Annotated in this window: 27 protein-coding genes and 2 tRNA genes; 20 read left to right on the top strand and 9 right to left on the bottom strand. The window is 69.2% G+C overall.

Annotated features, from left to right (window positions below; genetic code table 11):
• Nucleotides 1–13 precede the first annotated feature (13 nt).
• Together LXM64_RS09865 and LXM64_RS09860 are read right to left on the bottom strand one after the other, a co-directional pair.
• On the bottom strand, nucleotides 14–817 hold the full coding sequence (locus LXM64_RS09865) for a c-type cytochrome (RefSeq protein ID WP_137416758.1): 804 nt from the start codon (nucleotides 815–817) through the stop codon (nucleotides 14–16).
• A 19-nt stretch (nucleotides 818–836) separates the two neighbouring features.
• Nucleotides 837–1,478 carry a cytochrome c oxidase subunit 3 gene (locus LXM64_RS09860; RefSeq protein ID WP_137416759.1) on the bottom strand — a complete coding sequence of 214 codons (642 nt, stop codon included), beginning with the start codon at nucleotides 1,476–1,478 and terminating at the stop codon, nucleotides 837–839.
• 177 nt (nucleotides 1,479–1,655) lie between these two features.
• On the opposite strand from LXM64_RS09860, the gene trpD reads away from it, so the two are divergent.
• The 3 genes from trpD to LXM64_RS09845 all read left to right on the top strand — a co-directional run bounded on the left by trpD (nucleotide 1,656) and on the right by LXM64_RS09845 (nucleotide 4,665).
• Nucleotides 1,656–2,720 (top strand): anthranilate phosphoribosyltransferase, encoded by a 1,065-nt coding sequence (gene trpD, locus LXM64_RS09855; protein ID WP_234073062.1) that lies wholly within the window; start codon nucleotides 1,656–1,658, stop codon nucleotides 2,718–2,720.
• 99 nt (nucleotides 2,721–2,819) lie between these two features.
• Nucleotides 2,820–3,308 (top strand): aromatic ring-opening dioxygenase LigA, encoded by a 489-nt coding sequence (locus LXM64_RS09850; RefSeq protein WP_137416761.1) that lies wholly within the window; start codon nucleotides 2,820–2,822, stop codon nucleotides 3,306–3,308.
• 55 nt (nucleotides 3,309–3,363) lie between these two features.
• A complete protein-coding gene (locus LXM64_RS09845) occupies nucleotides 3,364–4,665 on the top strand; it encodes a CynX/NimT family MFS transporter (protein WP_234073061.1) in 1,302 nt (433 codons plus the stop codon).
• Here the strand turns inward: LXM64_RS09845 and LXM64_RS09840 are convergent.
• Entirely contained in the window at nucleotides 4,596–5,504 is a 909-nt protein-coding gene (locus LXM64_RS09840) for a 5'-3' exonuclease (protein ID WP_234075451.1), read from the bottom strand. The two genes, LXM64_RS09845 and LXM64_RS09840, sit on opposite strands and share 70 nt — an antisense overlap.
• 87 nt (nucleotides 5,505–5,591) lie before the next feature.
• On the opposite strand from LXM64_RS09840, the gene LXM64_RS09835 reads away from it, so the two are divergent.
• From LXM64_RS09835 to LXM64_RS09820, 4 genes are read left to right on the top strand one after another with little or no spacing between them, the layout of a single operon-like run.
• Nucleotides 5,592–6,587 (top strand): PHP domain-containing protein, encoded by a 996-nt coding sequence (locus LXM64_RS09835; protein WP_234073060.1) that lies wholly within the window; start codon nucleotides 5,592–5,594, stop codon nucleotides 6,585–6,587.
• Between the two features lie 45 nt (nucleotides 6,588–6,632).
• Nucleotides 6,633–7,223, top strand: a complete 591-nt coding sequence (locus LXM64_RS09830) for a nucleoside deaminase (protein ID WP_137416764.1) — start codon at nucleotides 6,633–6,635, stop codon at nucleotides 7,221–7,223.
• Nucleotides 7,224–7,275: 52 nt separating this feature from the next.
• Nucleotides 7,276–7,683 carry a hypothetical protein gene (locus tag LXM64_RS09825; protein WP_234073059.1) on the top strand — a complete coding sequence of 136 codons (408 nt, stop codon included), beginning with the start codon at nucleotides 7,276–7,278 and terminating at the stop codon, nucleotides 7,681–7,683.
• A 4-nt stretch (nucleotides 7,684–7,687) separates the two neighbouring features.
• A complete protein-coding gene (locus tag LXM64_RS09820; RefSeq protein ID WP_137416766.1) occupies nucleotides 7,688–8,053 on the top strand; it encodes a TraR/DksA family transcriptional regulator in 366 nt (121 codons plus the stop codon).
• Between the two features lie 6 nt (nucleotides 8,054–8,059).
• On the opposite strand, the gene LXM64_RS09815 is transcribed toward LXM64_RS09820, so the two are convergent.
• The 3 genes from LXM64_RS09815 to LXM64_RS09805 are packed head-to-tail and all read right to left on the bottom strand — an operon-like array spanning nucleotide 8,060 to nucleotide 10,535.
• Nucleotides 8,060–9,094, bottom strand: coding sequence for an FUSC family protein (locus tag LXM64_RS09815; protein WP_326490524.1), 1,035 nt, complete (start codon nucleotides 9,092–9,094; stop codon nucleotides 8,060–8,062).
• Complete coding sequence (locus tag LXM64_RS09810) at nucleotides 9,094–9,582, bottom strand: hypothetical protein (protein WP_234073058.1); 489 nt, start codon at nucleotides 9,580–9,582, stop codon at nucleotides 9,094–9,096. The genes LXM64_RS09815 and LXM64_RS09810 overlap by 1 nt, the downstream gene beginning before the upstream one ends.
• 29 nt (nucleotides 9,583–9,611) lie before the next feature.
• Nucleotides 9,612–10,535: a VOC family protein gene (locus LXM64_RS09805; RefSeq protein ID WP_234073057.1), complete on the bottom strand. Its 924-nt coding sequence runs from the start codon at nucleotides 10,533–10,535 to the stop codon at nucleotides 9,612–9,614.
• An 89-nt stretch (nucleotides 10,536–10,624) separates the two neighbouring features.
• On the opposite strand from LXM64_RS09805, the gene LXM64_RS09800 reads away from it, so the two are divergent.
• From LXM64_RS09800 to LXM64_RS09785, 4 genes are all read left to right on the top strand, one after another.
• Complete coding sequence (locus LXM64_RS09800; protein ID WP_234073056.1) at nucleotides 10,625–11,035, top strand: YchJ family protein; 411 nt, start codon at nucleotides 10,625–10,627, stop codon at nucleotides 11,033–11,035.
• A gap of 35 nt (nucleotides 11,036–11,070) precedes the next feature.
• Nucleotides 11,071–11,715, top strand: coding sequence for an SDR family oxidoreductase (locus LXM64_RS09795; protein ID WP_234073055.1), 645 nt, complete (start codon nucleotides 11,071–11,073; stop codon nucleotides 11,713–11,715).
• A gap of 38 nt (nucleotides 11,716–11,753) precedes the next feature.
• Entirely contained in the window at nucleotides 11,754–12,872 is a 1,119-nt protein-coding gene (locus LXM64_RS09790) for an NAD(P)-binding domain-containing protein (protein WP_234073054.1), read from the top strand.
• Between the two features lie 61 nt (nucleotides 12,873–12,933).
• Nucleotides 12,934–13,515 (top strand): flavin reductase family protein, encoded by a 582-nt coding sequence (locus LXM64_RS09785; protein WP_137416772.1) that lies wholly within the window; start codon nucleotides 12,934–12,936, stop codon nucleotides 13,513–13,515.
• A 60-nt stretch (nucleotides 13,516–13,575) separates the two neighbouring features.
• Here the strand turns inward: LXM64_RS09785 and LXM64_RS09780 are convergent, their stop codons facing one another.
• Nucleotides 13,576–14,061, bottom strand: coding sequence for a Dps family protein (locus LXM64_RS09780; RefSeq protein ID WP_234073053.1), 486 nt, complete (start codon nucleotides 14,059–14,061; stop codon nucleotides 13,576–13,578).
• Between the two features lie 149 nt (nucleotides 14,062–14,210).
• Here LXM64_RS09780 and LXM64_RS09775 point away from each other — a divergent pair, with 149 nt between their 5' ends.
• The 3 genes from LXM64_RS09775 (at nucleotide 14,211) to LXM64_RS09765 (ending at nucleotide 19,318) form a co-directional block, all read left to right on the top strand.
• A complete protein-coding gene (locus LXM64_RS09775; protein ID WP_234073052.1) occupies nucleotides 14,211–16,355 on the top strand; it encodes an acyltransferase family protein in 2,145 nt (714 codons plus the stop codon).
• Nucleotides 16,356–16,364: 9 nt separating this feature from the next.
• On the top strand, nucleotides 16,365–16,895 hold the full coding sequence (locus LXM64_RS09770; RefSeq protein WP_234073051.1) for a gamma carbonic anhydrase family protein: 531 nt from the start codon (nucleotides 16,365–16,367) through the stop codon (nucleotides 16,893–16,895).
• Nucleotides 16,896–17,047: 152 nt separating this feature from the next.
• Nucleotides 17,048–19,318, top strand: a complete 2,271-nt coding sequence (locus LXM64_RS09765) for a DUF2510 domain-containing protein (RefSeq protein WP_234073050.1) — start codon at nucleotides 17,048–17,050, stop codon at nucleotides 19,316–19,318.
• Between the two features lie 7 nt (nucleotides 19,319–19,325).
• Here the strand turns inward: LXM64_RS09765 and LXM64_RS09760 are convergent, their stop codons facing one another.
• Together LXM64_RS09760 and LXM64_RS09755 are read right to left on the bottom strand one after the other, a co-directional pair.
• Nucleotides 19,326–20,687: an HNH endonuclease signature motif containing protein gene (locus LXM64_RS09760; protein WP_234073049.1), complete on the bottom strand. Its 1,362-nt coding sequence runs from the start codon at nucleotides 20,685–20,687 to the stop codon at nucleotides 19,326–19,328.
• Nucleotides 20,688–21,176: 489 nt separating this feature from the next.
• A tRNA-Gly gene (locus LXM64_RS09755) sits at nucleotides 21,177–21,247 on the bottom strand.
• A gap of 123 nt (nucleotides 21,248–21,370) precedes the next feature.
• On the opposite strand from LXM64_RS09755, the gene LXM64_RS09750 reads away from it, so the two are divergent.
• From LXM64_RS09750 to clpX, 6 genes are all read left to right on the top strand, one after another.
• Nucleotides 21,371–21,444, top strand: a tRNA-Pro gene (locus LXM64_RS09750).
• Between the two features lie 67 nt (nucleotides 21,445–21,511).
• Nucleotides 21,512–22,960: a trigger factor gene (tig, locus tag LXM64_RS09745; RefSeq protein ID WP_234073048.1), complete on the top strand. Its 1,449-nt coding sequence runs from the start codon at nucleotides 21,512–21,514 to the stop codon at nucleotides 22,958–22,960.
• Between the two features lie 65 nt (nucleotides 22,961–23,025).
• Complete coding sequence (locus LXM64_RS09740) at nucleotides 23,026–23,559, top strand: tetratricopeptide repeat protein (protein WP_234073047.1); 534 nt, start codon at nucleotides 23,026–23,028, stop codon at nucleotides 23,557–23,559.
• Nucleotides 23,560–23,592: 33 nt separating this feature from the next.
• Nucleotides 23,593–24,177, top strand: a complete 585-nt coding sequence (locus LXM64_RS09735; protein ID WP_137416779.1) for an ATP-dependent Clp protease proteolytic subunit — start codon at nucleotides 23,593–23,595, stop codon at nucleotides 24,175–24,177.
• 28 nt (nucleotides 24,178–24,205) lie between these two features.
• Nucleotides 24,206–24,883, top strand: a complete 678-nt coding sequence (locus LXM64_RS09730) for an ATP-dependent Clp protease proteolytic subunit (RefSeq protein WP_137416780.1) — start codon at nucleotides 24,206–24,208, stop codon at nucleotides 24,881–24,883.
• Between the two features lie 147 nt (nucleotides 24,884–25,030).
• The gene (gene clpX / locus LXM64_RS09725; protein ID WP_137416781.1) at nucleotides 25,031–26,299 is read left to right on the top strand and encodes an ATP-dependent Clp protease ATP-binding subunit ClpX; all 1,269 of its coding nucleotides are present in this window, start codon (nucleotides 25,031–25,033) and stop codon (nucleotides 26,297–26,299) included.
• Nucleotides 26,300–26,309 lie beyond the last annotated feature (10 nt).

Genomic DNA, 26,309 nt, shown 5'->3' with positions numbered 1-26,309 from the left:
TTCGTCAAAAAGATCAGTTGGACTTCGCGGTGATCCACACCGTGATGGCGATCAGCGTGCCGATGCCGAAGATCCAGATGAACAGGCCCTCCGAGACGGGGCCGAGAGAGCCGAGCGAGAAGCCACCGGGGGATTCGGTCTTCTGCATGTACAGCAGCGCCGAGATGATGTCGCGCTTGTCCTCGGGAGTGAGGTTCATGTCGCTGAAGACCGGCATGTTCTGCGGTCCGGTGACCATGGCGGCGTACATGTTCAGCGCGCTGGTCGTGTGCAGGTCGGGGGCGTACTTGCCCTCGGTGAGTGCACCACCGGCTCCGGCCACGTTGTGGCACATGGCGCAGTTGATGCGGAAGAGCTCGGCCCCGGCGGAGACGTCTCCCTCGCCGTCGAGGACCTCCGACGCCGGGTAGGTCGGACCGGGAGCGATCGACTGCACGAACTTGGCGATCGCCTCGGTCTGCTCGTCCGTGAACTGAACGGGCTTCTGCGGCGCCTGCGGTGCCTGCGCCTGCAGGGGCATGCGACCGGTCGAGACCTGGAAGTGCACCGAAAGCTCGCCGACGCCGTAGAGCGACGGGCCGTTCTCGGTGCCCTGGAGATCCATACCGTGACAGGTGGCGCAGTTCGCCTGGAACAGCTTCTTGCCGTCTTCCACAGTGAGCTGGGATGCGGCGGTCTGCGTCTCGGTGGTCGCCGCCATCGCGGCCGACGCGCCGGCGTAGATGCCGCCGGTCATCAGGAGGCCGATACCGATCAGGGCGGCGGCGGCCAGGGGGCTTCGACGACCGGAGGTGCGCCGCTTCTTCTCACGTGCCATGGTGCAGGACTCCGGCTTCTTATTTCAGGAAGTAGATGACGAGGAACAGGGCGATCCAGACCACGTCGACGAAGTGCCAGTAGTAGGACACGACGATCGAGGTGGTCATCTCCTTGCGCCCGAAGTTCTTGACCGCGTAGGCGCGGCCGATGACGAGGAGGAACGCGACGAGACCGCCGGTGACGTGCAGGGCGTGGAAGCCGGTCGTCAGGTAGAAGGCGGAGGCGTAGGCGTTCGCCGAGATCGGCATCCCCTCGGTGACGAGCTGGGCGTACTCCCACACCTGGCCGGACACGAAGACCGCGCCCATGAAGAAGGTGAGGAAGAACCACTCGACCATGCCCCAGCGACGCAGGTTCCAGATCGAACCGGTGCGGTAGGGCTGGAAGCGCTCGGCCGCGAAGACACCGAACTGGCAGGCGAAGCTGGACAGCACCAGGATCATGGTGTTGACGGCCGCGAACGGAACGTTCAGCAGCTCGGTCTCCTGGGCCCAGAGGTCGGGGGAGGTGCTGCGGAGGGTGAAGTAGATCGCGAACAGGCCCGCGAAGAACATGACCTCGCTGCCGAGCCAGACGATTGTCCCCACGGCGACCGGATCTGGCCGTTTGACCGAACGGAGGGCCTGGTTATATGTCGCTGGCGTCGTCACGCTCACCATTATGACCGATATTCACGGCCGACTCTTGCACCTCGCGCCCTCGAACGCGCCTTGTCGCAGCTTAGGGCGACCTAAGAGATTGGGGCGAGCCCGCCGTGAAGACGCTCGGGATCTGGTGATCCGCGCAGCCCGGGTCGTTTCGGTCCCCGTCGAACACGCTCGGTAGGATCGGGAACCATGTTCCCCGCGCGCACCTGGTCCGACATCCTCACGGAATTGCTCGGGGGTGCCGACCTCAGCGTGTCGGATGCGACATGGGCGATGCAGCAGATCATGGCCGGCGAGGCGACCCCCTCCCAACTCGCCGGATTCCTCATCGCGCTGCGCGCCAAGGGTGAGACCGTGGACGAGATCGTGGGCTTCCGCGACGCGATCCTCGCGGCCGCCCTCCCGCTTCCCGTGCCCGCCGATGTGCTCGACATCGTCGGGACCGGCGGCGACCGCTTCGGCACCGTGAACATCTCGTCGACCGCCGCGATCGTCGCCGCATCGACCGGCGTCCCGGTCGTCAAGCACGGCAACAAGGCGGCGAGCTCCTCGTCGGGGTCCTCCGACGTGCTCCGCGAGCTCGGCATCGACCTCACCCTCAGTCCGGATGCGGTCGCGGCGACCCTCGAGCGCGCAGGCATCACGTTCGCCTTCGCCGCAGCGTTCCATCCGGGGTTCCGTCACGCCGGTCCCACGCGGGCCGAACTCGGTGTTCCGACGGTCTTCAACTTCCTGGGGCCGTTGTGCAACCCGGCACGCGCCGAGGCCAACGCGGTGGGTGTCGCGCATCTGGACCGTGTGCCTCTCATCACGGGGGTGTTCCGCACCCGCGGTGCGACGGCGCTGGTGTTCCGCGGCGACGACGGGCTGGACGAGCTGACCACGACCGGACACAGCCGGATCTGGGAGGTCTCCCGCGGCGACGTGCACGAGCACGACCTGGATCCGCGGGATCTCGACATCCCGCTCGCCGACATCTCGGAACTCATCGGAGGCTCGCCCGCCCACAACGCCGACGTCGTACGACGGGTGCTCTCGGGCGAACGCGGCCCGGTGCGCGACATCGTGCTGCTCAACACGGCGGCCGGGCTCGTGTCGTACCGTCTGTCGCAGGACGCGGCCGAGGTGCAGCGTCCGATCCTCGAGCGCCTCGCCGAGGCGAAGGACGAGGCGGCAGCGGCGATCGACAGCGGTGCTGCCGAGCGCACGCTCGCCACGTGGGCGGCGACGACGCAGGAGCTCGCGGCGGGCTGAGTGCAGGGAGGCCGATATTCACGGCGCCCTGCCTTCCGGCGGCTCACAGCTCACCCCTAGGTTCGAAGCACCACCGTTCGAACCCACCGAGGAGCAAAGATGTCCACCGCCACCACCGCCGACACCATCGAGGCGCCCGCCAAGAAGGTCGGCTTCGTCAAGATCGCCGCAGTCCTGGGAATCCTGGGCGGCGTTGCCCTCATCGTCGTGGGCATCGCCGTCTGGGTCATGGTCTCGTCGCAGCTGCGGGCCGAGAACATCGTCGTCCCCGACGATGCGATGGCCTTCCAGGGGCAGGTCGTCGACGGCCCCTTCACCGCCTACGTGCAGGCCGACATCATCCAGCACCACGCGCTCGAAGCGTCGAACGGCGCCACCTATGCCGAACTCGACCGCGACGACCCGGTGCGCGCCACGATGATGAACGCTTCGTTCCTGCGCGCTTCGCTGTTCACCTCGGTCGTCTCCTTCGGCGTCGCCGCGTTCGCGATGGGAATCGGCGTGCTGTCGATTCTGTTCGGCTCGGCGATCTACCGGCTCGCCGCGGTTCCGGTCGTCGTTCGTCGCTCGAACGTCTCCGGAGCCTGATCCGGTCGCGGGTCGGCGCAACGCCCGATCCGACCCGCGTTCATAGACTGGACGGATGAGCCCGCCCGCCCCGCCCCATGCTGGGGGTGCGGGGCGGGCGTTTCCGTTCCTCGTCGTCATCGGCCTGCTCGTCGCGGCGCTGAGCCTGCGCGGCCCGATCGTGGCTCCGACACCGGTGATCCGTCAGATCGAGGACGATCTGGGCATCGGGGCGGCATCCGCGGGGCTGCTGACCACCGCGCCGGTGCTCATGTTCGCGCTGCTCACCCCGATCGCCGCGCTCGTGATCCGCCGGGCGGGTGCCGAACTGGCGTTGCTGGTGACGCTGAGCGGCGTTCTCCTGGGCACCGCCATCCGCGCGCTTCCCGGCTATCCCGCGGTGCTGACGGGGATGATCGTCATCGGTGCGGCGATCACGATCGGAAACGTCGTGATCCCCGTCGTGATCCGCCGCGATGTGCCGCCCGACCGGGTTGCGTTCGTGACCGCGTCATACACCGCGACCCTCAACGCGGGCTCGCTGGTGACCTCCCTCCTGACCGCTCCGATCGCCGAGGTCGTCGGCTGGAATCTGGCGCTGGTGGGCTGGTCCGTGCTGACGTTCGCCGGGGTGGCCGTGTGGAGCGTGCACCTCGCGCGGGAGCGCCGGCGTGGCGCCCGGTGGGGCGAACGCTTCTCCGGCGCGCCGTCGACCGCATCCGTCGGCGTGACGCCCGTCGACGACGTCGCCGCTCTGACAGGCCCGCTGCCGGTCGTCTCCACGAGGGGTGGCGTCTTCCGACGGCCGGTGGTCTGGTTGCTGCTGGGCGCCTTCTCGCTCCAGGTGACCATCTACTACGCGCTCTCGACCTGGCTGCCCTCGATCGGTGCCGACGAGCTGGGGCTCGACCGATCCGGTGCGGGCGCGCTCGCCTCGATCTTCCAGGGCGTGGCCATCGCCGGCTCCTTCCTCGTTCCCGTTCTGGCGCGCTACACCCCGCGCATCGTGGTTCCGCTGACCATCAGCGCGTGCTGGCTGACGCTGACGGTGGGCATGCTGTGGGCGCCCGAGCTCATGTGGGTGTGGCTGTCCTTCGGCGCGCTGGCGCACGCGGGCGGATTCGTCGCGATCTTCTCGGCCGTCGTCTCCGTGGCCCGAACGGATGCGGAGGCCACCACGATCTCCGCGCTGGTCCAGGGCGGCGGCTACGGCATCGGTGCCTTCGGCGCCCCGATCGCGGGTGGCCTGCACGAGGCGACCGGCGGGTGGCAGGCGCCGCTGGTGCTCATGCTGGTCGTGGCCGTCGGTTATGCGGTGGCGATCCTCGCGGCGATGGCTTTCGTTGCGCGGGCGAACGCCGTTCCCAGACCCCACTGATCGGCGAAGGCTGCGGCATCCGGGGAGACCTGACGAAGGGTCGCGTCGAACGTCGGCAGATCGAGGTCCCGCACCACGCGCACGACGGTGGGGGCGACGGCCAGGTAGTCGGTGCCGGCGGCGATCTTCGCGCGCACCCCCGCGCTCATCCCTTCTCCCGCCGTCGCCGCCGCGACGATGCCCGCGAGGTCACCGTGAGCGGTGAGGAGCGTGGCCGCCGTCTTCTCCCCGATGCCCGCGACTCCCGGAAGACCATCGGAGGCATCGCCGCGCAGCACGGCGAAGTCGGCGTACTGGCGTGGTGCGACGCCGTATTTCGCACGCACGACGTCGTCCGTGACGATCTCGAGGTTGCTCATGCCACGCGCCGTGTAGACCACGCGGACCGCGGCCGCGTCGTCGACGAGCTGGAAGAGGTCCCGGTCGCCGGTGACGATGTCGACGGGCATGCCCGCATCCGTCGCCAGAGTGCCGATGACGTCGTCGGCCTCGTGCTCGGCGGCGCCGACGATCGGGATGCCGAGCAGGTCGAGGGACTCGCGGATCAGCGGGATCTGCGCCTCCAACGGATCGGGCATCTCCTCCACATCCGGGCCGGTCTCCACCTCGACGACCACGCGATGGGTCTTGTAGCTCGGGATGAGCTGCACGCGCCACTCGGGGCGCCAGTCGTCGTCCCAGCACGCCACGACGTGCGTCGGCTCGTAGGTGCTGACGAGCTTGGCGACGATGTCGAGCAGTCCCCGCGCGGCGTTGACCGGCTGCCCGCCGGGAGCCTTCACCGAATCGGGGACGCCGTAGAAGGCGCGGAAGTACAGCGATGCGGTGTCGAGGAGCATGAGGCGGGACACGCGCTCATCCTGCCACGCGAGGCGCCTGTTGCGAGTGCCGCCGACGCGGATCGGCCGCCGGGGCAGACTGGTGCGATGGATCCCATCGACGCGCTCCGCGAGATCGCGACGCTGCTCGAGCGTGAGCGGGCGTCGCGCTATCGGTCCCAGGCTTTCCGTACGGCGGCCGAGGCGGTGGCCGCACTGCCGAAGCCCGCGCGGTCGGACCCGGAGACCCTGCGGCGCACGAAGGGGATCGGCAAGAGCTCGCTCGAGGTGATCCTGCAGGCGGTGTCGGGCGCCGTCCCCGACTATCTGGCGGAGCTGAGAGAGCGTGTCGCCCCGGAGGAGTCGAGCACGCTGTTCGCTCGGCTGCGCGGCGATCTCCACGCGCACTCGAACTGGTCCGACGGGCAGGCGCCCATCGCGGCGATGGCGGACGCGGCGCGTGCCATGGGTCGCGAGTACGTCGCCCTCACGGATCACTCTCCGCGGCTCCGCGTGGCGAACGGGCTCACGGTCGAACGGCTTGCGCAGCAGCTCGAGGAGCTCCCTCGGTACTCCGGCGACGGATTCACGCTGCTGAGCGGAATCGAGGTCGACATCCTCGAGAACGGCGCCCTCGATCAGACCCCGCAGATGCTGGCTCGGCTGGACGTCGTCGTCGCGAGCGTGCACTCCAAGCTGAGGATGGCGGGTGCCGAGATGACCGCGCGGATGCTGCGCGCGGTGCGCGACGAGCACACGGACGTCCTCGGGCATTGCACGGGACGCCTCGTAGAAGGCTCCCGCGGGACGCGGCCGCCGTCCGACTTCGACGCGGAGCGCGTGTTCGCGGCCTGCGCCGAGAACGGCGTCGCGGTGGAGATCAATTCCCGACCCGAACGCCAGGACCCGCCGGACGAGCTGATCGCGATCGCGCTGGATGCGGGATGCCTGTTCGCGATCGACAGCGACGCCCACGCGCCGGGGCAGCTGTCCCTCCTCGACCACGGCGCGGTACGCGCCGAGCGCGCGGGCGTGCCCGCGGAGAGGATCGTCACGACGTGGCCTCTCGACCGGCTCCGGTCATGGCTGGCGCGCGAGCGCTGAGCGTCGTGTAACAGAGCCGACATGTGCTCCCGACAGGATGTCCTCATGCCTCTCGCTTCCTCGATCTCCGCCTCCCTGCCCGCCTGGCTCCTCGACGAGCTCGATTCGCTGCCGGAGGTTCTTCCCACCGCCGAGGAGCGGATGGACCTCGTCAACGCCCTCGCCGACCGCAACTGGCGCGAGGGGAGCGGTGGTCCCTTCGCGGCGATCGTCGTCGAGTCCGCGAGCGGGCGTCTCGTCTCCGCGGGCGTCAACGTGGTGCTGGCCTCGGGCCTGACCTCGATGCATGCCGAGGTGACGACGCTGAGCCTCGCGCAGACCGCACTCGGGCGCTGGGACCTGGGCGCGGACGGCGCGGAGCTCGAGCTCGTGGTCAACTGGCGCCCGTGCGTCATGTGCTACGGCGCCACCATGTGGAGCGGGGTGCGTTCCCTCGTGGTCGCCGGCGAAGGCCCTCTCCTGGAGGAGCTCACGGGCTTCGACGAGGGACCGGTCGTGGACGACTGGGCCGCCCAGTTCGAGCGCCGCGGCATCCGCGTGACCATCGGCATCCGTCATGACGAGGCTGTCGAGGTCTACCGGGCGTACGGGGCGAGCGACTCCGTCGTGTACAACGCTCGCGGCGCCGTCGACTGACCGTTGCGCGATCGTGACCGGCGACAGGTCGCCCCGCCACGATACTGACCACATGAAGTTCCGCAGACTCGTGCTCGGTGCGGCCGTCGTGACCGCGTCCCTTCTGATGGCGGGATGCGCCGCCGCAGCGTCGTCATCGCCGACCGGGGACTCGACATCGATCGGCGGCGACATCGTCGCGCCCGTGACCATGTCGGCGGGCGACCTCCAGGGGGCGAGCGTCGATCTTGTGGTGGGCCAGACGCTCAACATCAACACCGGCGACCTCGCGGTCGACAGCTACACGGGCGCCGTCGCGGACGCTGCCGTCGCCGAGTTCGTCGCGGGCAAGGACGACGGCAGCGCCACCTTCAACCCCGGGGTCCTGGCGTTGGCGGCGGGCACGACGAGCGTCACCATGACGAACAAGGACGGCGGAATCCAGCCCCTCGAGTTCACGGTGGTCGTCACGGCACGATGAGGCTGTGAACGAGGAGATCGATCCCGCCGTCTTCACGGAGCTGCTGACGACGGCGCGCCGCGACGCGTCGGCGCGCCTGATCGCGCGGGGCGAGGCGATCCGAGGTGTGCAGGAAGCCCGCAACGATCCCGCCGGCGCCGATGACGAACACGACCCCGAGGGTGCGACGCTCAGCGACGAGTGGTCGCGGCTGGAAGGACTGCGCCGTGCCGCGGACGCCGAGATCGGTGAGATCGACGACGCGCTGCGCCGGCTGGAGGACGGCGTCTTCGGAGTGTGCGCGTCGTGCGGCCGCGACATCCCGGTGGGGCGTCTTCTCGTGCGTCCGACCGCGACGCTGTGCGTGCCCTGCGCTGAGCGGGGCCGCTGAGCGTTCCTAGGCGTCCTCGCGTTCGACGAGGCTGTGATGGATGCGGTGCAGATCCTCCAGCAGCGAGCCGATGAGCACCCAGTGCGCGGAGGGCGGCCGCGGGATCTGCAGCGGTGTGGTGAGCGCGGGCGGCTCGTCCGTCGGCGCAGACTCCGATCCGCGAGTGCGCTCCAGATCATGCGCGGCGCGGCGCATCTGCTCCGCGAGGGCCCGCACCTGCGGGTCCGTGACGATCTCGGGTGCGTAGTGGTCGTACACCGCGCGCGTCATTCCCGTGACCTGCGTGACGATCGGCGTGTAGAGATCCAGACGGTCCTGGAGCTCTGCCAGCTCGGTGCGGTGACGCCGGCTGCGGGGATTGAGTGCGAGAGACTCCGCTCCGCCGCCGATCGCGCGCTCGGCCGCATCCCGCATAGGGCGCAAGAGCCGCGCCTCGACCATCAGGGCCTCCAGCTCACCGGGGGAGCGTTGCGTCTCGAGCGCGTCGGCGAGACGGTCCAAGGATGCGGCGAGCTCTGCCGACAACCGGTCGGTCGCGTCGCGGGCCGGGGCGATCGCGACCGGCGGGACGATCGCGATGTTCACGACGAAGCCGATGGCCGCGCCCAGCAGGGTCTCCAGGATCCGATCGAGTGCGTAATCAGGGGTGGCCGGACCCAGCGAGAGCACGAGGATCGCGCTGATCGCGATCTGCGTGGATGCGGTGGGGGACAGACGCAACGCCCAGGCGACCAGGAGCCCCGCGCACGCGGCGAGGAGCACGACCCATGTGCCGTTCCCGAAGGCGAGGCCGAGGGCGGAGGCGAGCAGGACACCGGCGATGACGCCGACGGATCGTTCGATCGCGCGAGTGAACGACTGGTTCAGGCTCGGTTGGACCACCAGCACGGCGGCGATCGCCGCGAACACCGGCGGCGGGCCCGGAATGAGCCACTGGGCGAGCAGCCATGCCGCCACGGTCGCGACGGCCGACTTGACGACCAGCAGAAGAGGTGCGCGCTGTGTCGCGCGCACCGTGACCGGGAGCGACAGCCGGGCCATCAGGGCTGGAGCGCGCGCAGCGACCGGGCGGCTTCCGCCGGCGGACACCCGAGATCGTGGGCGGTGAAGGTCAGGTCGTAGCCGCCGCTGCGCTCCCGCTGCGCCCGCAGGCTTTCGCGTGTGTGGCTGTTGTGCGCGCCGGTGAGAAGAGCCTCGGTCCGGCGCATCCGGATGCCGAGCTCCCCCTTGGCCGTGGTGGCGATCCGATCGACGTCATCCCACGGTGCAGCTCCCATGCGCGCGACGCGGATGCCGTCGGCATCCGCCCGCAGCACGGTGCCGTTGCGGAACTGGCCGATCAGGGAGAATCCGCCGCCCAGGCCGAAGATGCCCACGACCGCCACGCCGAGCAGCAGGCTGGGTGTGTTGTCGATGTTGAGCGCGATGATGACCACGCCCATGGCGGTGATCACGGCACACAGGGCTGCGAGCACGAGCAGGCGACCGCGCGGTGTGACGAAGCGGAGGGTTTCTGTGTCGGAGGCCACCCGTTCAGGGTACGGGGCGCCGCGCCGCATCATCGCGTCAGCAGCTCGTCCACACCGGTGCCCCCGATGGTGACCGTGACCCGCGTGCCCCACGGATCGTTCGCCGTCACCGTGCGGCCGTCGTCGTCGAAGGAGACGCTCGCGCGGCGCAGCCTGTCGGTCAGCGCGTCCAGCGCGGCGCGGCCGGGCACGGCGAGCGCCAGCTCGCCCAGGCCGAGGCTCGCGGCCCGGGGACCCGCTCCCGCGCTGTTCCAGGTGTTCATGGCGACGTGATGGTGGTATCCACCGGCCGACGCGAACAGCGCGGTCGGAATGCCGGTGAAGGAGGGGGCGAATCCGAGGGCGTCGACGTAGAAGCGACGCGCGGGGGCGATGTCACCCACCTGGAGGTGGACGTGTCCGACCCGGCCGGGTTCGGTGAAGACACGATCGAACCCGTCCTGCGTGAGGTGGGCGCGAAGGTAGTCGTTCGGGTCCAGGTAGACGGTGTCCATCTGCACCTCTCCGTCGACGTGACGCCAAAGATCACGCGACCGGTCGGTGTAGAGCTCGATGCCGTTGCCCTCGGGGTCCGTGAAGTAGAACGCCTCGCTGACGAGATGGTCGCTCGACCCGGTGAACCGGGCGCGGCCGTCCTGCGCCGTCCGGTAGACGGTGGCAGCGAGGGTCGCGGCATCGTCGAAGAGGAACGCCGTGTGGAAGAGTCCCGCTGAGCCGGGGGCCGCGAGGGGGAGATCCGGCGTGTGCACGAGGCGCACCATGGGAACGCCGCCGCGCCCGAGCACGCGGTGGACCTCGCGACCGCGCGCGCGTTCCTCGATGGGCTCCAGCGCGATCGCGGACCCGTAGAAGCTCGTCATCTTCTCCAGGTCGCCGACGCGCAGGGTCACTGCGTCCATGGCGGTCTCATCGGGCAGAAGCTCGCCGGTGGCAGGGTTTCGGGTGCTGTTCATGGTGCTCGTTCCTCGGATGCTCACCGAGTGCAACGCCGGCTCGGCGGCGAATATTGCGTCGGATCGGCCTGCCGGGCGAGGATCGTCGGATGGAGAACCAGCCGTGCCCGTGCGGCAGTGGGCGCGCCTTCGGTGAATGCTGCGCTCCCGCCCTGGCGGGCACGCCCCCGCTGACCGCGGAGGCGCTCATGCGCTCGCGCTACACGGCGTTCGTCCGTGAGGACACGGACTATCTCGTCGCCACCTGGCATCCCGGCACGCGACCGACGGAGCTGGCCCTCGACCGTCACGTGCGCTGGCGCGGGCTGACGATCCTCGACACGGTCGGCGGCTCGCCGGACGATCGAAAGGGCACCGTGGAGTTCCGCGCCGCATGGCGCGAGGGCGCATCCTCGGGGGTGCTGCACGAGCGCAGCCGGTTCGTGAAGCAGAGCGCCAGGTGGTGGTACCTCGACGGCGTGCTCGATCCCCCCGGCCCCTCCTCGCAGAGCGGTACGTAGGCTGGGGACACGCTCACGACGCGAAAGGACGGACCATGTCTCGCATCCTCATCATCGGTGGACACGGCAAGATCGCTCTCCTGCTGGCGCCCCTGCTCGCGGCACGGGGCGACGAGGTCACGTCGGTCGTGCGCAACCCCGATCACGTCGACGACGTCCACGCCGCGGGAGCGACCGCGCTGGTGCTGGACGTCGCCGCCGCGGATACCAAGACGCTGTCCGACGCGCTCGCCGGTTTCGACGCCGTCGTGTGGTCGGCGGGCGCCGGCGGAGGCGACGCCGCTCGCACCTACGCCGTCGATCGCGATGCCGCCATCCGCGCCATGGATGCGGCGGAGGTGGCCGGGGTCTCGCGCTTCGTGATGGTGTCGTGGATCGGCTCGTCGCCCGATCACGGCATCGATCCCTCCGACTCCTTCTTCCCCTACGCCGACGCGAAGCTCGCGGCCGACGAGCACCTGCGGCGCAGCTCCCTCGAGTGGACGGTGCTCGGCCCCGGAACCCTCACCTCCGACGATGCGACCGGCCGCATCACCACCGAGCCGACGGGTCGAGGAGAGATCTCCCGGGCCGACGTCGCCCAGGTGATCGCTGCAACGCTCGGGGATGCCGCCACGATCCGTCGCACGATCCGCTTCGGCGCGGGCCCGACGCCGATCAGCGAGGCACTGAGCGCCTGAGGCGGAATGTGCCGCACCGCGCGGGCGTTGAGGACGGCATGACCGCATCCGATCCCGCTGTCGGCGTGCCCGTGGACGTCGTCGTGATCGGAGCCGGGCAGGCGGGTCTCTCGGCCGCCTACCACCTGTACCGTCGCGGATTCCGACCGCTCGATGCGCAGACGTCCGATGCGCGGACGTTCGTGGTGCTCGACGCCGAGTCCGCGCCGGGCGGAGCCTGGCAGCACCGATGGGAGTCGCTGCGCATGGCGACGGTCAACGGCATCCACGAGCTTCCCGGCTTCCCCGTCCCGCCGGCCGACCCCGCGGCGTCCAGCCGAGATGCCCTTCCGCCGTACTTCGCCGCCTACGAGCAGCGCTTCGATCTTCGGGTGCGCCGTCCCGTGCGGGTCCGGGCGGTCTCGCGTGACGACGACCGACTGCGGGTCGAGACGGATGCGGGCACGTTCGCGGCGGGATACGTGATCAACGCGACGGGGACGTGGACGAGGCCGCACTGGCCGGCCGTGCCCGGGCGCGAGAGCTTTCGCGGCACGCAGCTGCACGTCCACGACTATGTCTCGGCCGAACAGTTCGCCGGCAAGCGCGTGGTGATCGTCGGGGCCGGCGTGTCGGGAGTGCAGCTTCTCGAGGAGATCTCGCGGGTGACCGACACGTTCTGGGTCACCCGGCGAGAGCCGGAGTGGCGTGACGACGAGTTCGACATCCCGGCACGCGTCGCCGCGATCGCCGGGGTCGAGGAGCGCGTGCGGCAGGGACTGCCGGCCGGGAGCGTCATCTCGGTCACCGGGATGCACTGGACCCCGTGGGCGCGCGAAGCGCAACGACGCGGTGTGCTCGTGCGGCATCCGATGTTCCGTGCCATCGAACCAGACGGCGTACGGATGCCGGACGGCACCTTCGAGCGCGCCGATGTGATCCTCTGGGCGACGGGCTTCCGCCCGGCCCTCGATCACCTCGCGCCCCTCCGACTGCGAACGCCCGCCGGCGGCATCCGGGTCGAAGACTCACGCGCCCTCGATGAGCCGCGGCTGTTCCTCATCGGCTACGGGCCCTCGCAGTCGACGGTCGGCGCCAACCGTGCCGGTCGATCTGCCGTACGTCAGCTCGTGGCGGATGGTGTGCTTCCGGCGCCGGAGGTGGCGGTCGCCGGATGATCCGTTGCGCTGTGTGTCGCCCCGTGCCCTGCCCGAAACATGAAAGTCGTAGCGTCGACGTATGACCACTCCCGCACCCCTGTCGAACCCGCTCGACGAGAACGGCGCCGAACGCGACCGTTTCGCCGGCGCCTCGCTGTCGCCGGACGAGTTCAAGGCGCTGTTCCGCGGTCATCCCGGTGGCGTCGCGGTCATCACCGCCGAGGGACCGGATGGTCCGGTCGCGCTGACCGCCACCTCGGTGTCGTCGGTGAGCGCACAGCCGCCGTTGCTGATCTTCTCCGTCTCCGCCCTGTCGTCGGCGACCCCCGCGATCCTCGCCGCCGACACCGTCGTCGTCCACCTCCTCGACAGCGAGGACCTCGGTGTCGCCAAGCTCGCATCGACCAGTGGTATCGACCGCTTCGCAGATCCGGAGAGCTGGAGCCGCCTCGTCACCGGGGAGCCCGTCTACAACGGCGTCCGGGCCTGGGTGCGCTGCGCGATCATCGAGCGCATGAATGCGGGAGGATCCACCGTCATCGCCGCCCACGCCCTGCAGTCGGGTATCAACCGGGACGTGGAGCCCGGCGAGCACGGCGATGCGCTGGTCTACCACAATCGCTCGTGGCACCGGCTCGGCGATCACTCGCGGATCGATTGACCTCACACCGAAAAGACCCCCGCCTCCTCGGAGTGCGGGGGTCTTTTCGGTGTGGTCTGCTTACTCGGCGAGGTGGGCCGAGAGGAACCAGCGGTCCTTCTCGAGACCGGCACGGATGCCGATGACGATGTCCTGGCTCGTGAGGTCGATCTCGTCGAGCCCGTCGATCGCCGTCTGCACGTCGACGATGATCGTGTCGATGTCGGCGACGACGTGGCGGATCATGTCGTCCCACTGCGTGAAGCCGGCGGGAACGGACGACGGGGCGACCTTGGCCGCGATCGTCGGCAGGCGGGCGTCCACCGGAAGGCCCAGGGCGACGATGCGCTCGGCGGTCTCGTCAGCCCAGCCCTGTGCGTGCTCCACGACGGAGTCGAGAAGTTCGTGGATGGCGATGAAGTTCGCGCCGCGCACGTTCCAGTGCGCCTGCTTGCCGGTGACGGCGAGGGCCTGCAGGCCGAGGGTGACGGGCGTGAGGAACTGCGCGGCTCCGGCGGCGACGGTCGGGTCGGCAGCGCTGGCGGGGATGGTCTGGTTCTTCGTCATGACAAAGCCTTCCGTTTCGGGCAGTCGCATCTGCTGAATGAAACGCTAACGAGCCGGAGAAATTCCGCAAGCAAGATGAGGCTGGGCTCACACGATCGCAGATCGTGCCGTAGACGGGATTCCGGGGAACCTGCGGCTAACGTCGGAGGGTGCCAGCCTCAGATCCCGCCCGGACTCCGCAGAATCTGGACGAGCCGGCGCGCCTGCGCCGTCGCCAGCCGACCGGCGCATCGCCCGAGCACGCGGAACCCTCGCGCTTCATCCCGCACGTGCAGGGCCTGCGCGCGATCGCGGTGCTGCTGGTCGTGCTCTACCACTTCTGGCCGGGGCGCATCCCCGGGGGCTACGTCGGGGTCGACGTCTTCTTCGTGATCTCGGGGTTCCTGATCACGGGGCATCTGATGCGCGAGCTGACGGCGACCGGGACCGTGCGCCTGGCGCAGTTCTGGGCCCGGCGGGCGCGCCGCCTGCTGCCGGCATCCCTCCTGGTGCTGCTCTTCTGCGCGATCGTGGCCGCATCCCCGTACCTCATGCCCATCTCGGGGCTGCAACGGGAGGTCAGCGAGATCATCGCGTCGACCTTCTACGTCGAGAACTGGTACCTCGCGATCGCGTCCGTCGACTACCTCGGCAACTCGGGGGAGGCGGCGATGGTGCAGCACTACTGGTCGCTGTCGCTCGAGGAGCAGTTCTATGTGCTCTGGCCGCTCATCATGCTTCTCGCGGCATGGATCGGGGTGCGATTCTTCGCCGGACGTCGCCGCCGCGCCATCCTGATCGCACTGGGAGCGGTGAGCGCCGCATCGCTCGTGTTCTGCATCGTGCTGACCCTCAACGATCCGGCGCCGGCGTACTTCGTCACCTTCGCTCGGATGTGGGAGTTCGGCCTCGGTGCCATGATCGCGCTCGTGCCGGCGCTGCGCGTGCGCAACGCTGCGGCGAGCTTCGTGCTCGGCTGGGCCGGCATCATCGCCCTCGTCTACACGGCTTTCCGTTTCGACTCCTCCACGCCGTTCCCCGGCTACGCGGCCCTGCTGCCGGCGCTCGGCGCCGCCGCCGTGATCGCCGCCTCCAACTCCGCCCGATGGTGGTATCCGACCCGCATCCTGTCGATCGCGCCGATGCGCTTCACCGGTGACATCTCGTACTCGCTCTATCTGTGGCACTGGCCGCTGATCATCATCGCGCCCTCCGTGCCCTTCTGGGGATTGAGCATCTACCACCGCGTCGCGCTGCTGGCCATCTGCTTCGTGCTCGCCTGGCTCACCAAGAGGTTCGTCGAGGATCCGGCGCGCTCCTGGCGCGTACTCACCTCCCGGCGTCCTCGCGTGACCCTCTGGGCCTCGCTCGCAGCGATGGTGCTGGTCGCCGGCACCGCGGGCGGCGCATGGGCGTTCAACGCACCCGCATACCGAGACGGCGTGGCGCAGCTCGAGCAGCTGCGCAGTGACCCGCCTTCCTGCTTCGGTGCGCAGTCCGTCCTCGACCCGGACTGCCGGGACACGCCCGCATCCGACGTCATCCTCCCGGCGCCGGGATTCGCCGGGGTCGACAAGCCCGCCGACGAACAGTGCTTCGTCCAGCTGAACGACGCGCGGCCCGTGAGCTGCACCTTCGGCTCCGACGCTCCCGATGCGCCCACGGTGGCGCTCATCGGCGACAGCCACGCGTTCCAACTGCTGTCGACGTTCGAGCGGATGGCGGACGAGAACGGATGGCGCCTCGTGACCTTCTTCAAGGGGGCGTGCCCGTGGAACGACACCCCGTTGTCGACGCCGGGAGCATTCGGTGCGGCGTGCTCGGCGTGGCGCACCGCGGTGGATCAGGCGCTCGTGGATGCGAAGCCGGACGTGGTGTTCACCTCCGCCCTCGCGACGACGCCGTACGCGTCGGCCGGTCACGACTCCTCGTACGACGCTGCCGTGGCCGGCTACCGCTCGGCGTGGTCGAAGCTGACGGATGCGGGCGTGCCGGTGATCACGGTCGTCGACAACCCGGTGTGGGAGACCGACCCGAACAAGTGCCTCCGCACCCGCGACGCTGCTGCGTGCGACGGCGCCAGGTCGGAAGTGCTCGTCGCCAAGGATCCGCTGCGCGAGGCTGCGGAGGGTGCGCCGGGGGTCACGTTGCTCGACTTCACGGACGTCTACTGCGACGGCTCGACGTGCTTCCCGGTCGTGGGCGGTGCCGACGTCTATCGGGACCAGGACCACCTGACAGTGACCTTCGTCGACTCGCTCATGCCGCAGTACACCGAGGCGATCCGCTCCGCGCTGGACCGGGCCGCCGGTTAGGGTCGGGGCATGACCGTCTCGGGATCCGCATCCGTGATCGCCCTCGGCGCCATCGCGCCGGAGGTGCCGGCATCCGCTTTCGTGGCCGCCGGTGCGCGCCTGATCGGCGGGGTGCGTCTGGGGGAGCACGCGAGCGTCTGGTACAACGCCGTGCTGCGCGCCGACGGCGACACGATCACGGTCGGGGCCCGCAGCAACGTGCAGGACTCGGTGAGCGTGCATGTCGACGGCGGGCATCCGGTGACCATCGGTGAGGACGTGTCGATCGGCCACAACGCGGTCGTGCACGGCTGCACGATCGGCGACGGGAGTCTGATCGGCATGGGCGCCGTCGTGCTCAACGGTGCACGGATCGGCGCCGGTTGCCTCGTGGCCGGGGGAGCGGTGGTGCTCGAGGGGGCGGAGATCCCCGACGGGTCCCTGGTCGCCGGCGTGCCCGGCAAGGTGCGGCGCGCGCTGACGGATGAGGAGCGCGCGGGTCTGGTGCGCAACGCTGCGGCGTACCTCGGCCACAAAGAGCGTCACGCCGCCGCCGACTGACGACCTGTCCACAGCCGAGCCGCGCAGGCGCGGCGGCGTCCTGTGACTCCCTTAGCGTGGAACCCCCGGGTGTGCGCAAGGGTTCCGGCGGAGTTTCTTCTGCTCGGTTAGCGTGTGCCAGGTCCCCGCAGCATCTCGAGAATCAAGGCGTCATGGCAGAAGCGACACCGGCCGGTTGGTACCCCGATCCCGCGGGCGGCGGTGGGCGACGTTACTGGGACGGGACGTCCTGGACGTCGCACGTGAGCCCCGACGCCCCGGTGCAGCCCGCGGCCGCCGGCCCTGAGTCGGCCGCGCCCTCATCCGCGCCCGCCGCTCGTCCGCCGCGAAAGCGCCGCAAGGGGCTCATCGTCGGCCTCAGCGTGACCGGCGGCGTGGCGCTCCTCGCGGTGGTGACGCTCGTTGTCGGGATGTTCACGTTCCTTCGTCCCATCGAGGGCGTGCCTGCGGCGCTGCACACCGATCTGTCGGAGCAGTACGACTACACCGACCCCATGCTGGATCTCGACCGCGATCACGAGTTCCACTTCGACGTGGACTACCTCCTCAGGGACGTCAACGCGGCGAACAGCCCGAAGACCGAACAATCGGGGTACGCGGAGGGTCGTGCGGCGCCGGACTGGGCGTTCCAGGTGTACTACGACGCGGCGCTGACGCATGAGGCGGGCGCGACGGTCGTCCAGCCGGCGAGCTCGACGTCGTACCCGTCCGACGATCGCCGCATCCGCGTCGTTCCCAACGACTCGACCTACGCCCGCGCAGGGGACGGACAGCGGGACATCTCCGACACGGCGTTGTCGGAGTGGTCTCTGCACGACGAGTACTACCTCGTCCAGCGCGCCGACAAGGAGGGCAACCCTCTCACGAAGCCGATCGTGACGATGTTCACGGTGAAGCGCGAACTGGCGACCCCGGTCGCGACGCTCGGTACACCGACGGGCGACGGCAGCCTCGCCCTCGACTGGCAGGCCGTCGACGGCGCGACCGAGTACCTGATCGTCGCCTCCGAGGCGCAGGTGACCGGACCGCGCAGCTACACGCTGCTCGGGTCGACGTCGGACACGACGTGGACCAGCGCGTCGGTCGTGAAGGAGAGCGGCCTCCAGAACGAGCCCTGGCCCGAGCGTCAGAACGACGCACTGAAGGCGTACGAAGGATCGAGCGCGGACGAAGAGGGTGCCGGATACCTGCCCGGACCGAACTACGGCACGTCGGGGTGGGACTTCGGCGTCATCGCGACGGACGGGAAGCGCTTCTCGCCGTACCAGAGCTTCGACACGATCGGTCAGGGCGTCGGCGCCCTGCCGTACCAGATCGCGACCGCCACGCTGCGGGGCACGATCGGCACGTCTGTGCCGAGCGTGGCGGCTCTTCCCAAGACCATCCCGTTCACGTCGCTCGACGGCGCGACGCGCGCCGCCATCACGTATGTGGATGCGTCCCAGGCGCGCCCCTACCGCGAGTGGTACATGGTGCCGATGTTCGCGCGGGGGACGCAGCTGGGCACGTGGACGTATGTGCCGCAGGCGGCGGTGACGGACTTGCAGGCGGAGGCGGATGCCTTCAACGCTGCCGCGCTGGCGGCAGCTCCGCCGACGGGGGCGGCGGGCTTCCAGCTGGTCTCGGCACCGGTCGATCCCAACATCGAGACGGTCGACACCTACCCCGATGTGGCGTATCCGGTGTTCGGCAGCACGGAGTTGACGCGGTTCATCGCGGCGCACCTGATCGCCGGGTCGAAGGCGGTGGACATCTCCGCGTTGACCTCCGCGCCGGGAGCCCCGCAGGGTGACGACGCGCTCGACGAGGCCCTCGCGCAGAACCCCTATGCGCTCGGCGTGAAGGGGGCGGGCGTCTACGACAACAAAACGCTCTATGTCACCTACGACAAGGACCACTCCGCGATCGAAGCGCAGCAGGCCGAGATAAAGACGGCTGTGGACGCGGCCGTCGCCGCGGCCACGACGCCGGAGATGTCCGCGCGGGACAAAGCAGTCGCGCTCAACGACTGGCTCACCGCTCACGCGGAGTACGACTATGTGGCGCTCGAGGCGAAGAACGCGACGGGAGCCGAGGTCATCCCGGACGGGTACGAGGACGCGTGGACTGCGGCGGGCGTGCTGCTCAAGCAGACCGGTGTGTGCGCAAGCTACGCCGACGCGTATCACCTGCTCATGCAGGCGGCGGATGTGGATTCCGTCGTCGTCACCGGCACCGTGTACTCGGCCGGTCGGCACGCCTGGAACAAGGTGAACATCGATGGAGCGTGGCTGGCCGTCGACTCCACGTGGAACGACTCGCCGGACGCCAACCGTTTCCTCCTCATCCCCGACTCGGGCTTCCAGGGCAGCGCGGCGCGCTCCGAGGAGGCGAGCTGGATGGTGGATTCGCTCATCAGCTCGTACGCGACCACTCCGCAGTGATCAGGGCTCAGAAGGGTGGCGGATCGGACCCGTCATCGGGGGACTCGATGAACTGCACGGGTGGCGGCGGGTCATCGATGTAGGTGGCGCCGAGCGGGGATGTCCACGCGACGACGCCGCCGGGCAGCTGTCTGACGCGCCATGCCGTGAACTGCTTCATCGAGTGATGTCGCTGGCACAGGCACTGCAGGTTGTCGAGGCGGGTCGGCCCGCCGCGCGCCCATTCGCGCACGTGATCGATCTCGCACCGGATGGCGGGCACGCGGCATCCCGGGAATCGGCAGTGCCGATCGCGTGCGTGGACGGTGCGACGTAGCGCAGGCGGGACGCTGCGCCTGTCGACCGCGACGACCTGGCCGGAAACGGGGTCGGTGAGGATGCGGTCCCAGCCCGTGCAGGAGCCGCCGGCGAGGACCCGAGCGGTCTGGGCATCGAGCGGGCCGCTGCCGACGACCTCGCTCACCTCGGCGTCACCGCCGGTGAGGGCGCCGACGGGGACCACGACCTGCACGTGGGCGCGAATCGCGCCGAGGGTGCCCGGGCCGTCGTCATCGCGTGTCGGATCGGCGCCGGGCTGCGTCGTGAGCAGCATGTCGGCGAGGAGGTCGGCGCGGATCTGGTCGGTGGTGCGCGTATCGCCCGCGAGCAGGAGGTCGCCCGCATCAGGCTCGTCTCCGGCGCGCCGAGCAGCGTTCGCGCGGCCTATGGCCTGCTGACGGAGGTCGATCAGCGCCCGCGCCTGTCGCGTGAGGCGGTCGTCAATCGCATCGGCGATGATCGCCGGCTGAACGGACACGATCTCGCTCATGCCGTGGGGGAGTGGCGTCGTGAACACGCGTCGCCCTTCGCGCGCAGTGGCGTGGCGCTCGGTGAGCGTGGTCGGATGCTGCCGCTCGGCGAGGGTCTCGACACGCGGGCGAGCGCGACCAGCGGTTTCGGTCTCACAGATGACGAGAGCCGCGCGCTCGAACTCTCCTCGCCGGTCCCGGGGGAGATTCGCGCCGGCGTCGACGATGACGCGCGCATGGCTCAGCTGGATGCAGCCTGCAGCAAGCGCGGCGTGCGTCTGCGGGTAGTCGTCGACGACTTCCGCGGCTGCGCTCATCTGACGCTGCACGGTCCGGTCGACGAGGCGGGTCGCTGCGGCGATCTCGGAGGCGACCGCGCGCTGTGCCATGTCGTGCACGCGGACGTTCGCGCGGGAGTGGGAGGCGAGCCGCCGCGCGAGGTGCTCGGCGTCGGCCAGAGCCTTCATCCGGCGAGCCTGCGCCGCGGCGATGTCGGCGTCGGCCCTGCGCACCGTCTCGACGGCCTCGGCGAGCGTCGCGGCATCCGCGTCGCTGAAGCCGATGATTCCGTCGTCTCGCATGTGCCCGCATCTCGTCGAGGCGCGCTCTCGCGCGACCTGTTTCGCCGGGGCACTCGGCGGTTGAATCAGGGCGGAACCAGGTGATTTCGACCTGACATCAGTGTGGCACGGACCTCGGACATCGCCAGAGGTGTTTCGTCTCCTCGCTGCGTTCGTCGCTCGACGAACGGGGTGGGCTCTCGGTCGTTGCGCGTGTCGGTGGCGAGTCAAGACGTGCATGCCATGCGAGGGCTGACAATCCCTTCGCCTGCTTTCGATTCCCGGCAGCACCGAGAAAACGAACGAGGCGACCCGGATAAACCGGGCCGCCTCGTTCGTGTCGGAGGGGATGACGGTCCCCACCGCCTCTCCACACGCGGCTGCGCCGCGCGCGGAGCCTCTGCGGCGTGGGCCCAATCGAACGACGCAGGCTTCGCCTGCTGTTCGATTCCCGGCAGCACACGACATAAGCGTGAAGGCCCGGGCGAGCCGGGCCTTCACGCTTATCGGAGGGGATGACGGGAATCGAACCCGCGTAATCAGTTTGGAAGACTGAGGCTCTACCATTGAGCTACATCCCCGGAGCGGCAACGGCCGCAACCTCAGCAAGCATAGCTGAGTTCTCAACGTCGATTCGACGCGCGGGCAGCGTCGGCTAGACTTCTCGGGGCCGAATCCGGTGCACGTTCGCGTGCCCGCCCGCCCGGGGCGTAGCTCAGCTTGGTAGAGCGCCCGCTTTGGGAGCGGGAGGCCGCAGGTTCAAATCCTGTCGCCCCGACACGGCCCCCAAGACCCCAGACCTTCAGCCACCGTGCGTTGGCGCGGAACAGAGGAGAACAACAGGCATGGTCACTAGCACCGTCGAGAAGCTGACCCCCACCCGGGTGAAGCTCGAGATCTCGGTCTCGCCCGAGGAGCTCAAGCCCTCGATCGCTCACGCGTACGAGCACATCGCTCAGGACGTCCAGATCCCCGGCTTCCGTAAGGGCAAGGTCCCGGCTCCGATCATCGACCAGCGCATCGGGCGCGGCGCCGTGCTCGAGCACGCCGTCAACGAGGGCCTCGACGGGTTCTACCGCGCGGCTGTCGCCGAGCAGGGGCTGCGGGTCGTCGGCCGTCCCGAGGCCGACATTGTCGCCCTTCCCGAGGTCAGCGACTTCTCCGGCGACCTGAAGGTCACCGTCGAGGTCGACGTGCGCCCCGACTTCGACCTGCCCGCTTACGAGGGCCTCGAGATCACCGTCGACGCCGTGGCCACGGACGAGGCGGCCATCGACGCGGAGCTCGACAACCTCCGGGCCCGTTTCGGCACGCTCGTGACCGTCGAGCGTCCCGCCGCGAAGGGCGACTTCGTCGAGCTCGACCTCGTCGCCACCATCGACGGCAACGAGATCGACCGCGCCGAGGGCGTCTCCTACGAGGTCGGCTCCGGCGAGCTGCTCGAGGGCATCGACGAGGCCATCGAGTCCCTCACCGCCGGTGAGGACACCACCTTCCGTTCGAAGCTGGTCGGCGGCGACCACGCCGGCGAAGAGGCCGAGGTCTCCGTGAGCGTGAAGGCCGTCAAGGAGCGCGAGCTGCCCGACGCCGACGACGACTTCGCCCAGATGGCGAGCGAGTTCGACACCATCGACGAGCTGCGCGCGAGCTTGTCCGAGCGCGTCGCCCAGCAGTCCAACTTCACTCAAGGGGCCGCGGCGCGCGACAAGCTCGTCGAGGTGCTGCTCGAGAAGGTCGACATCCCCGTTCCGCCGAAGCTCGTCGAGGACGAGGTCCACGCCCACCTCGAGGGCGAGGGGCGCCTCGAGGACGACGAGCACCGTGCCGAGGTCACCGAGGCGAGCGAGAAGCAGTTCCGCACGCAGGTGCTGCTCGACAAGATCGCCGAAGAGGCGAACGTGCAGGTCTCGCAGGACGAGTTGACCCAGTACCTGATCCAGTCGGCCGCGCAGTACGGCATGGCCCCGCAGGACTTCGTGAACGCGCTGCAGCAGGGCAACCAGCTGCCGGCCCTGATCGGTGAGGTCGCCCGCAACAAGGCCCTCGCGATTGCACTCGGCCGCGTGAGCGTCGTCGACACCGACGGCAAGCCCGTCGACCTCACCGGCTTCATCGCCGTCGAGGACGAGCCGGCTGCCGAGGCCGACGTCGTCGAGGAGGCCGAGGAGATCGCCGACGCCGCCGCGGACGCCGAGGACGAGGCCGCCGCCGAGGAGGCCAAGCCCGCGAAGAAGGCTGCGGCCAAGAAGCCCGCCGCGAAGAAGGCCCCGGCCAAGAAGGCCGACGCCGAGTAAGACGCGCCAGTACGAAGGGCGGATGCGGAAGCATCCGCCCTTCGTCGTCTCGGAGGAGAACAACAATGACCGACTGGCAGAGTCGCGTCGACGCCGTATGGGACGACGAGTCGCTCAGCGACGAGGCCCGGATCGACGAGATCGAGCGTCTGGCGACAGAGCGCGGTGCCGGAGACGCCATCGCCCTGTTCGAGCGGGCCGGAGCCTACGACTCCGCGGGCCGCGAGCAGGAGGCCGAACCCCTGTATCGGGCGGCGCTCGAGGCGGGACTCGACCCCGAGCGGCGCGCTCAGGCCGTCATCCAACTCGCGAGCACCATCCGCAACCTGGGCAAGCTCGACGAGAGCCTCTCGCTGCTCGAGACGGAGTACCGCACGGCACGCCCGGGCGGGATGAAGGATGCGGCGGCAGCCTTCTACGCGCTCGCGCTGGCATCGTCGCAACGGGAACGCGAGGGCCTCGCGATCGTCCTCGAGGTGCTGGCACCCCACCTCCCGCGCTACCAGCGATCGGTGCGCGGATACGCCGCCGATCTCGTTCATGCGCCGGAGCGTATGCCGACGGCGAACACGGGCGAGGGGCCCGAACCGCGCCGGTAGATTCGATCTCACGATCACCGAACAGGAGTGAACATGGCCGACCCCCTTGTCGCGACAAGCGTCTTCGACAGGCTGCTGAAGGACCGCATCATCTGGCTCGGATCCGAGGTGCGGGATGAGAACGCCAACGAGATCTGCGCGAAGATCCTGCTGCTCGCCGCCGAGGACTCGCAGAAGGACATCTACCTCTACATCAACTCGCCCGGTGGCTCGATCACGGCCGGCATGGCCATCTACGACACCATGCAGTTCGTGCCCAACGACATCGTCACCGTCGGCATCGGCATGGCGGCCTCGATGGGCCAGCTCCTGCTGACCGCAGGCACCAAGGGCAAGCGCTACATCACGCCGAACGCCCGCGTGCTGCTCCACCAGCCGCACGGCGGATTCGGTGGTACCGCCAGCGACATCCAGACCCAGGCTCAGCTCATCGTCTCGATGAAGAACCGCCTGGCGGAGATCACCGCGGCGCAGACCGGCAAGTCCGTCGAGCAGATCAACGAGGACGGCGACCGTGACCGTTGGTTCACGGCCGACGAAGCGCTCGAGTACGGTTTCGTCGACCACATCCGCGAGTCCGCGACCGACGTCGTCGGCGGCGGCGGCACGGCGAACTGACGAGCGACGGCGAGAAGAGAGAACCCGAATGAACATTCCCACTTTCGGCGCCGCGGCCCACACGCCGCAGGGACTGCAGATGCCGTCGAGCCGCTACGTGCTGCCTCAGTTCGAGGAGCGCACCGCCTACGGCTACAAGCGCCAGGACCCGTACAACAAGCTGTTCGAGGACCGCGTCATCTTCCTGGGCGTCCAGGTCGACGACGCATCCGCGGATGACGTGATGGCACAGCTGCTCGTGCTCGAGTCCCAGGACCCCGACCGCGACATCATCATGTACATCAACTCGCCCGGCGGCTCGTTCACGGCCATGACCGCGATCTACGACACCATGCAGTACGTGTCGCCGCAGATCCAGACGGTCGTGCTCGGTCAGGCCGCGTCGGCCGCGGCCGTGCTGCTCGCCGCCGGCGCACCCGGCAAGCGTCTGGCACTGCCCAACGCACGCATCCTCATCCATCAGCCCGCGATGGGAGAGGCCGGTCACGGCCAGGCCTCCGACATCGAGATCCAGGCGGCGGAGATCCTCCGCATGCGCACCTGGCTCGAGGAGACCCTCGCGAAGCACTCGCACCGCACCAAAGAGGAGGTCAACCGCGACATCGACCGCGACAAGATCCTCTCCGCCGAGACCGCCGTCGAGTACGGCCTCGTCGACCAGGTGCTGACCACGCGCAAGCGCACGCCCGCCGCTCTCACGAGCTGACACCGTGCGGCAGACGACGCCCCGGTCCGAGCGAGGACCGGGGCGTCGTCCTGTCTGCACACATCCTGACGCCGCAATACGACCGTTGTCCCCGACTCCGGTTAGGCTCGATGTACCGCGCAGCTATCCGGGGGGAAGAGAGGCATCATGGCACGAATCGGTGAGAGCGCCGACCTGTTCAAGTGCTCCTTCTGCGGCAAGAGCCAGAAGCAGGTGCAGCAGCTCATCGCGGGGCCTGGTGTGTACATCTGCGACGAATGCGTCGAGCTGTGCAACGAGATCATCGAAGAGCGCATGGCCGAGCAGACCTCCGGCGAGGTCGCCGAGTTCGATCTGCCCAAGCCGCGCGAGATCTTCTCCTTCCTGGAGGACTACGTCGTCGGACAGGAGCAGGCCAAGCGCGCGCTGTCCGTCGCGGTCTACAACCACTACAAGCGCGTGCGCGCGCAGAGCACCATCATCTCCGCCGACCAGCGTGCCGACGAGGTCGACATCGCCAAGAGCAACATCCTCATGCTCGGCCCGACCGGCTGCGGCAAGACCTATCTCGCCCAGACGCTCGCCAAGCGTCTCAACGTGCCCTTCGCCGTCGCCGATGCCACCGCGCTGACGGAGGCGGGCTACGTCGGCGAAGACGTCGAGAACATCCTGCTCAAGCTTCTGCAGGCCGCCGACTTCGACACGAAGCGCGCCGAGACCGGCATCATCTACATCGACGAGGTCGACAAGATCGCCCGCAAGGCCGAGAACCCCTCGATCACGCGCGACGTGTCGGGCGAAGGCGTGCAGCAGGCACTCCTGAAGATCCTGGAGGGCACGGTCGCCTCGGTGCCGCCGCAGGGCGGCCGCAAGCACCCGCACCAGGAGTTCATCCAGATCGACACGACGAACGTGCTGTTCATCGTGGCGGGTGCGTTCGCAGGTCTCGAAGAGATCATCTCCGCGCGCGTGGGCAAGCACGGCGTCGGCTTCGGCGCTCCGCTGCAGCGCAAGGACGACGCCCCCGACCTCTTCAGCGAGGTGCTGCCCGAAGACCTGCACAAGTTCGGTCTCATCCCCGAGTTCATCGGCCGCCTTCCTGTGGTCGCTGCGGTGTCACCGCTCGACCGCGAGGCGCTCATGGAGATCCTCACGGAGCCGAAGAACGCCCTCGTGAAGCAGTACCAGCGCATGTTCGAGCTGGACGACGTGGAGCTCGACTTCGAACGCGATGCGCTCGAAGCGATCGCGGAGCTGGCCGTCTCGCGCAAGACCGGTGCGCGCGGACTCCGTGCGATCCTCGAAGACGTGCTGGGTCCGATCATGTTCGAGATCCCGTCCAGCGAGGACGTCGCGAAGGTCGTCGTCACCCGCGCCGCCGTCGAAGAAGGCGCCGCGCCCACGTTGGTGCTGCGCCAGAAGCGCAAGACCGCCTGACCCGCGTGCG

The sequence above is a fragment of the Microbacterium binotii genome (genome assembly GCF_021398715.1).
In the GTDB taxonomy this organism is placed as follows: Bacteria; Actinomycetota; Actinomycetes; order Actinomycetales; family Microbacteriaceae; genus Microbacterium; species Microbacterium binotii_A.
The sequence above is the reverse complement of the archived record's forward strand: the minus strand, read 5'-3'. Positions and strand labels throughout refer to the sequence as shown.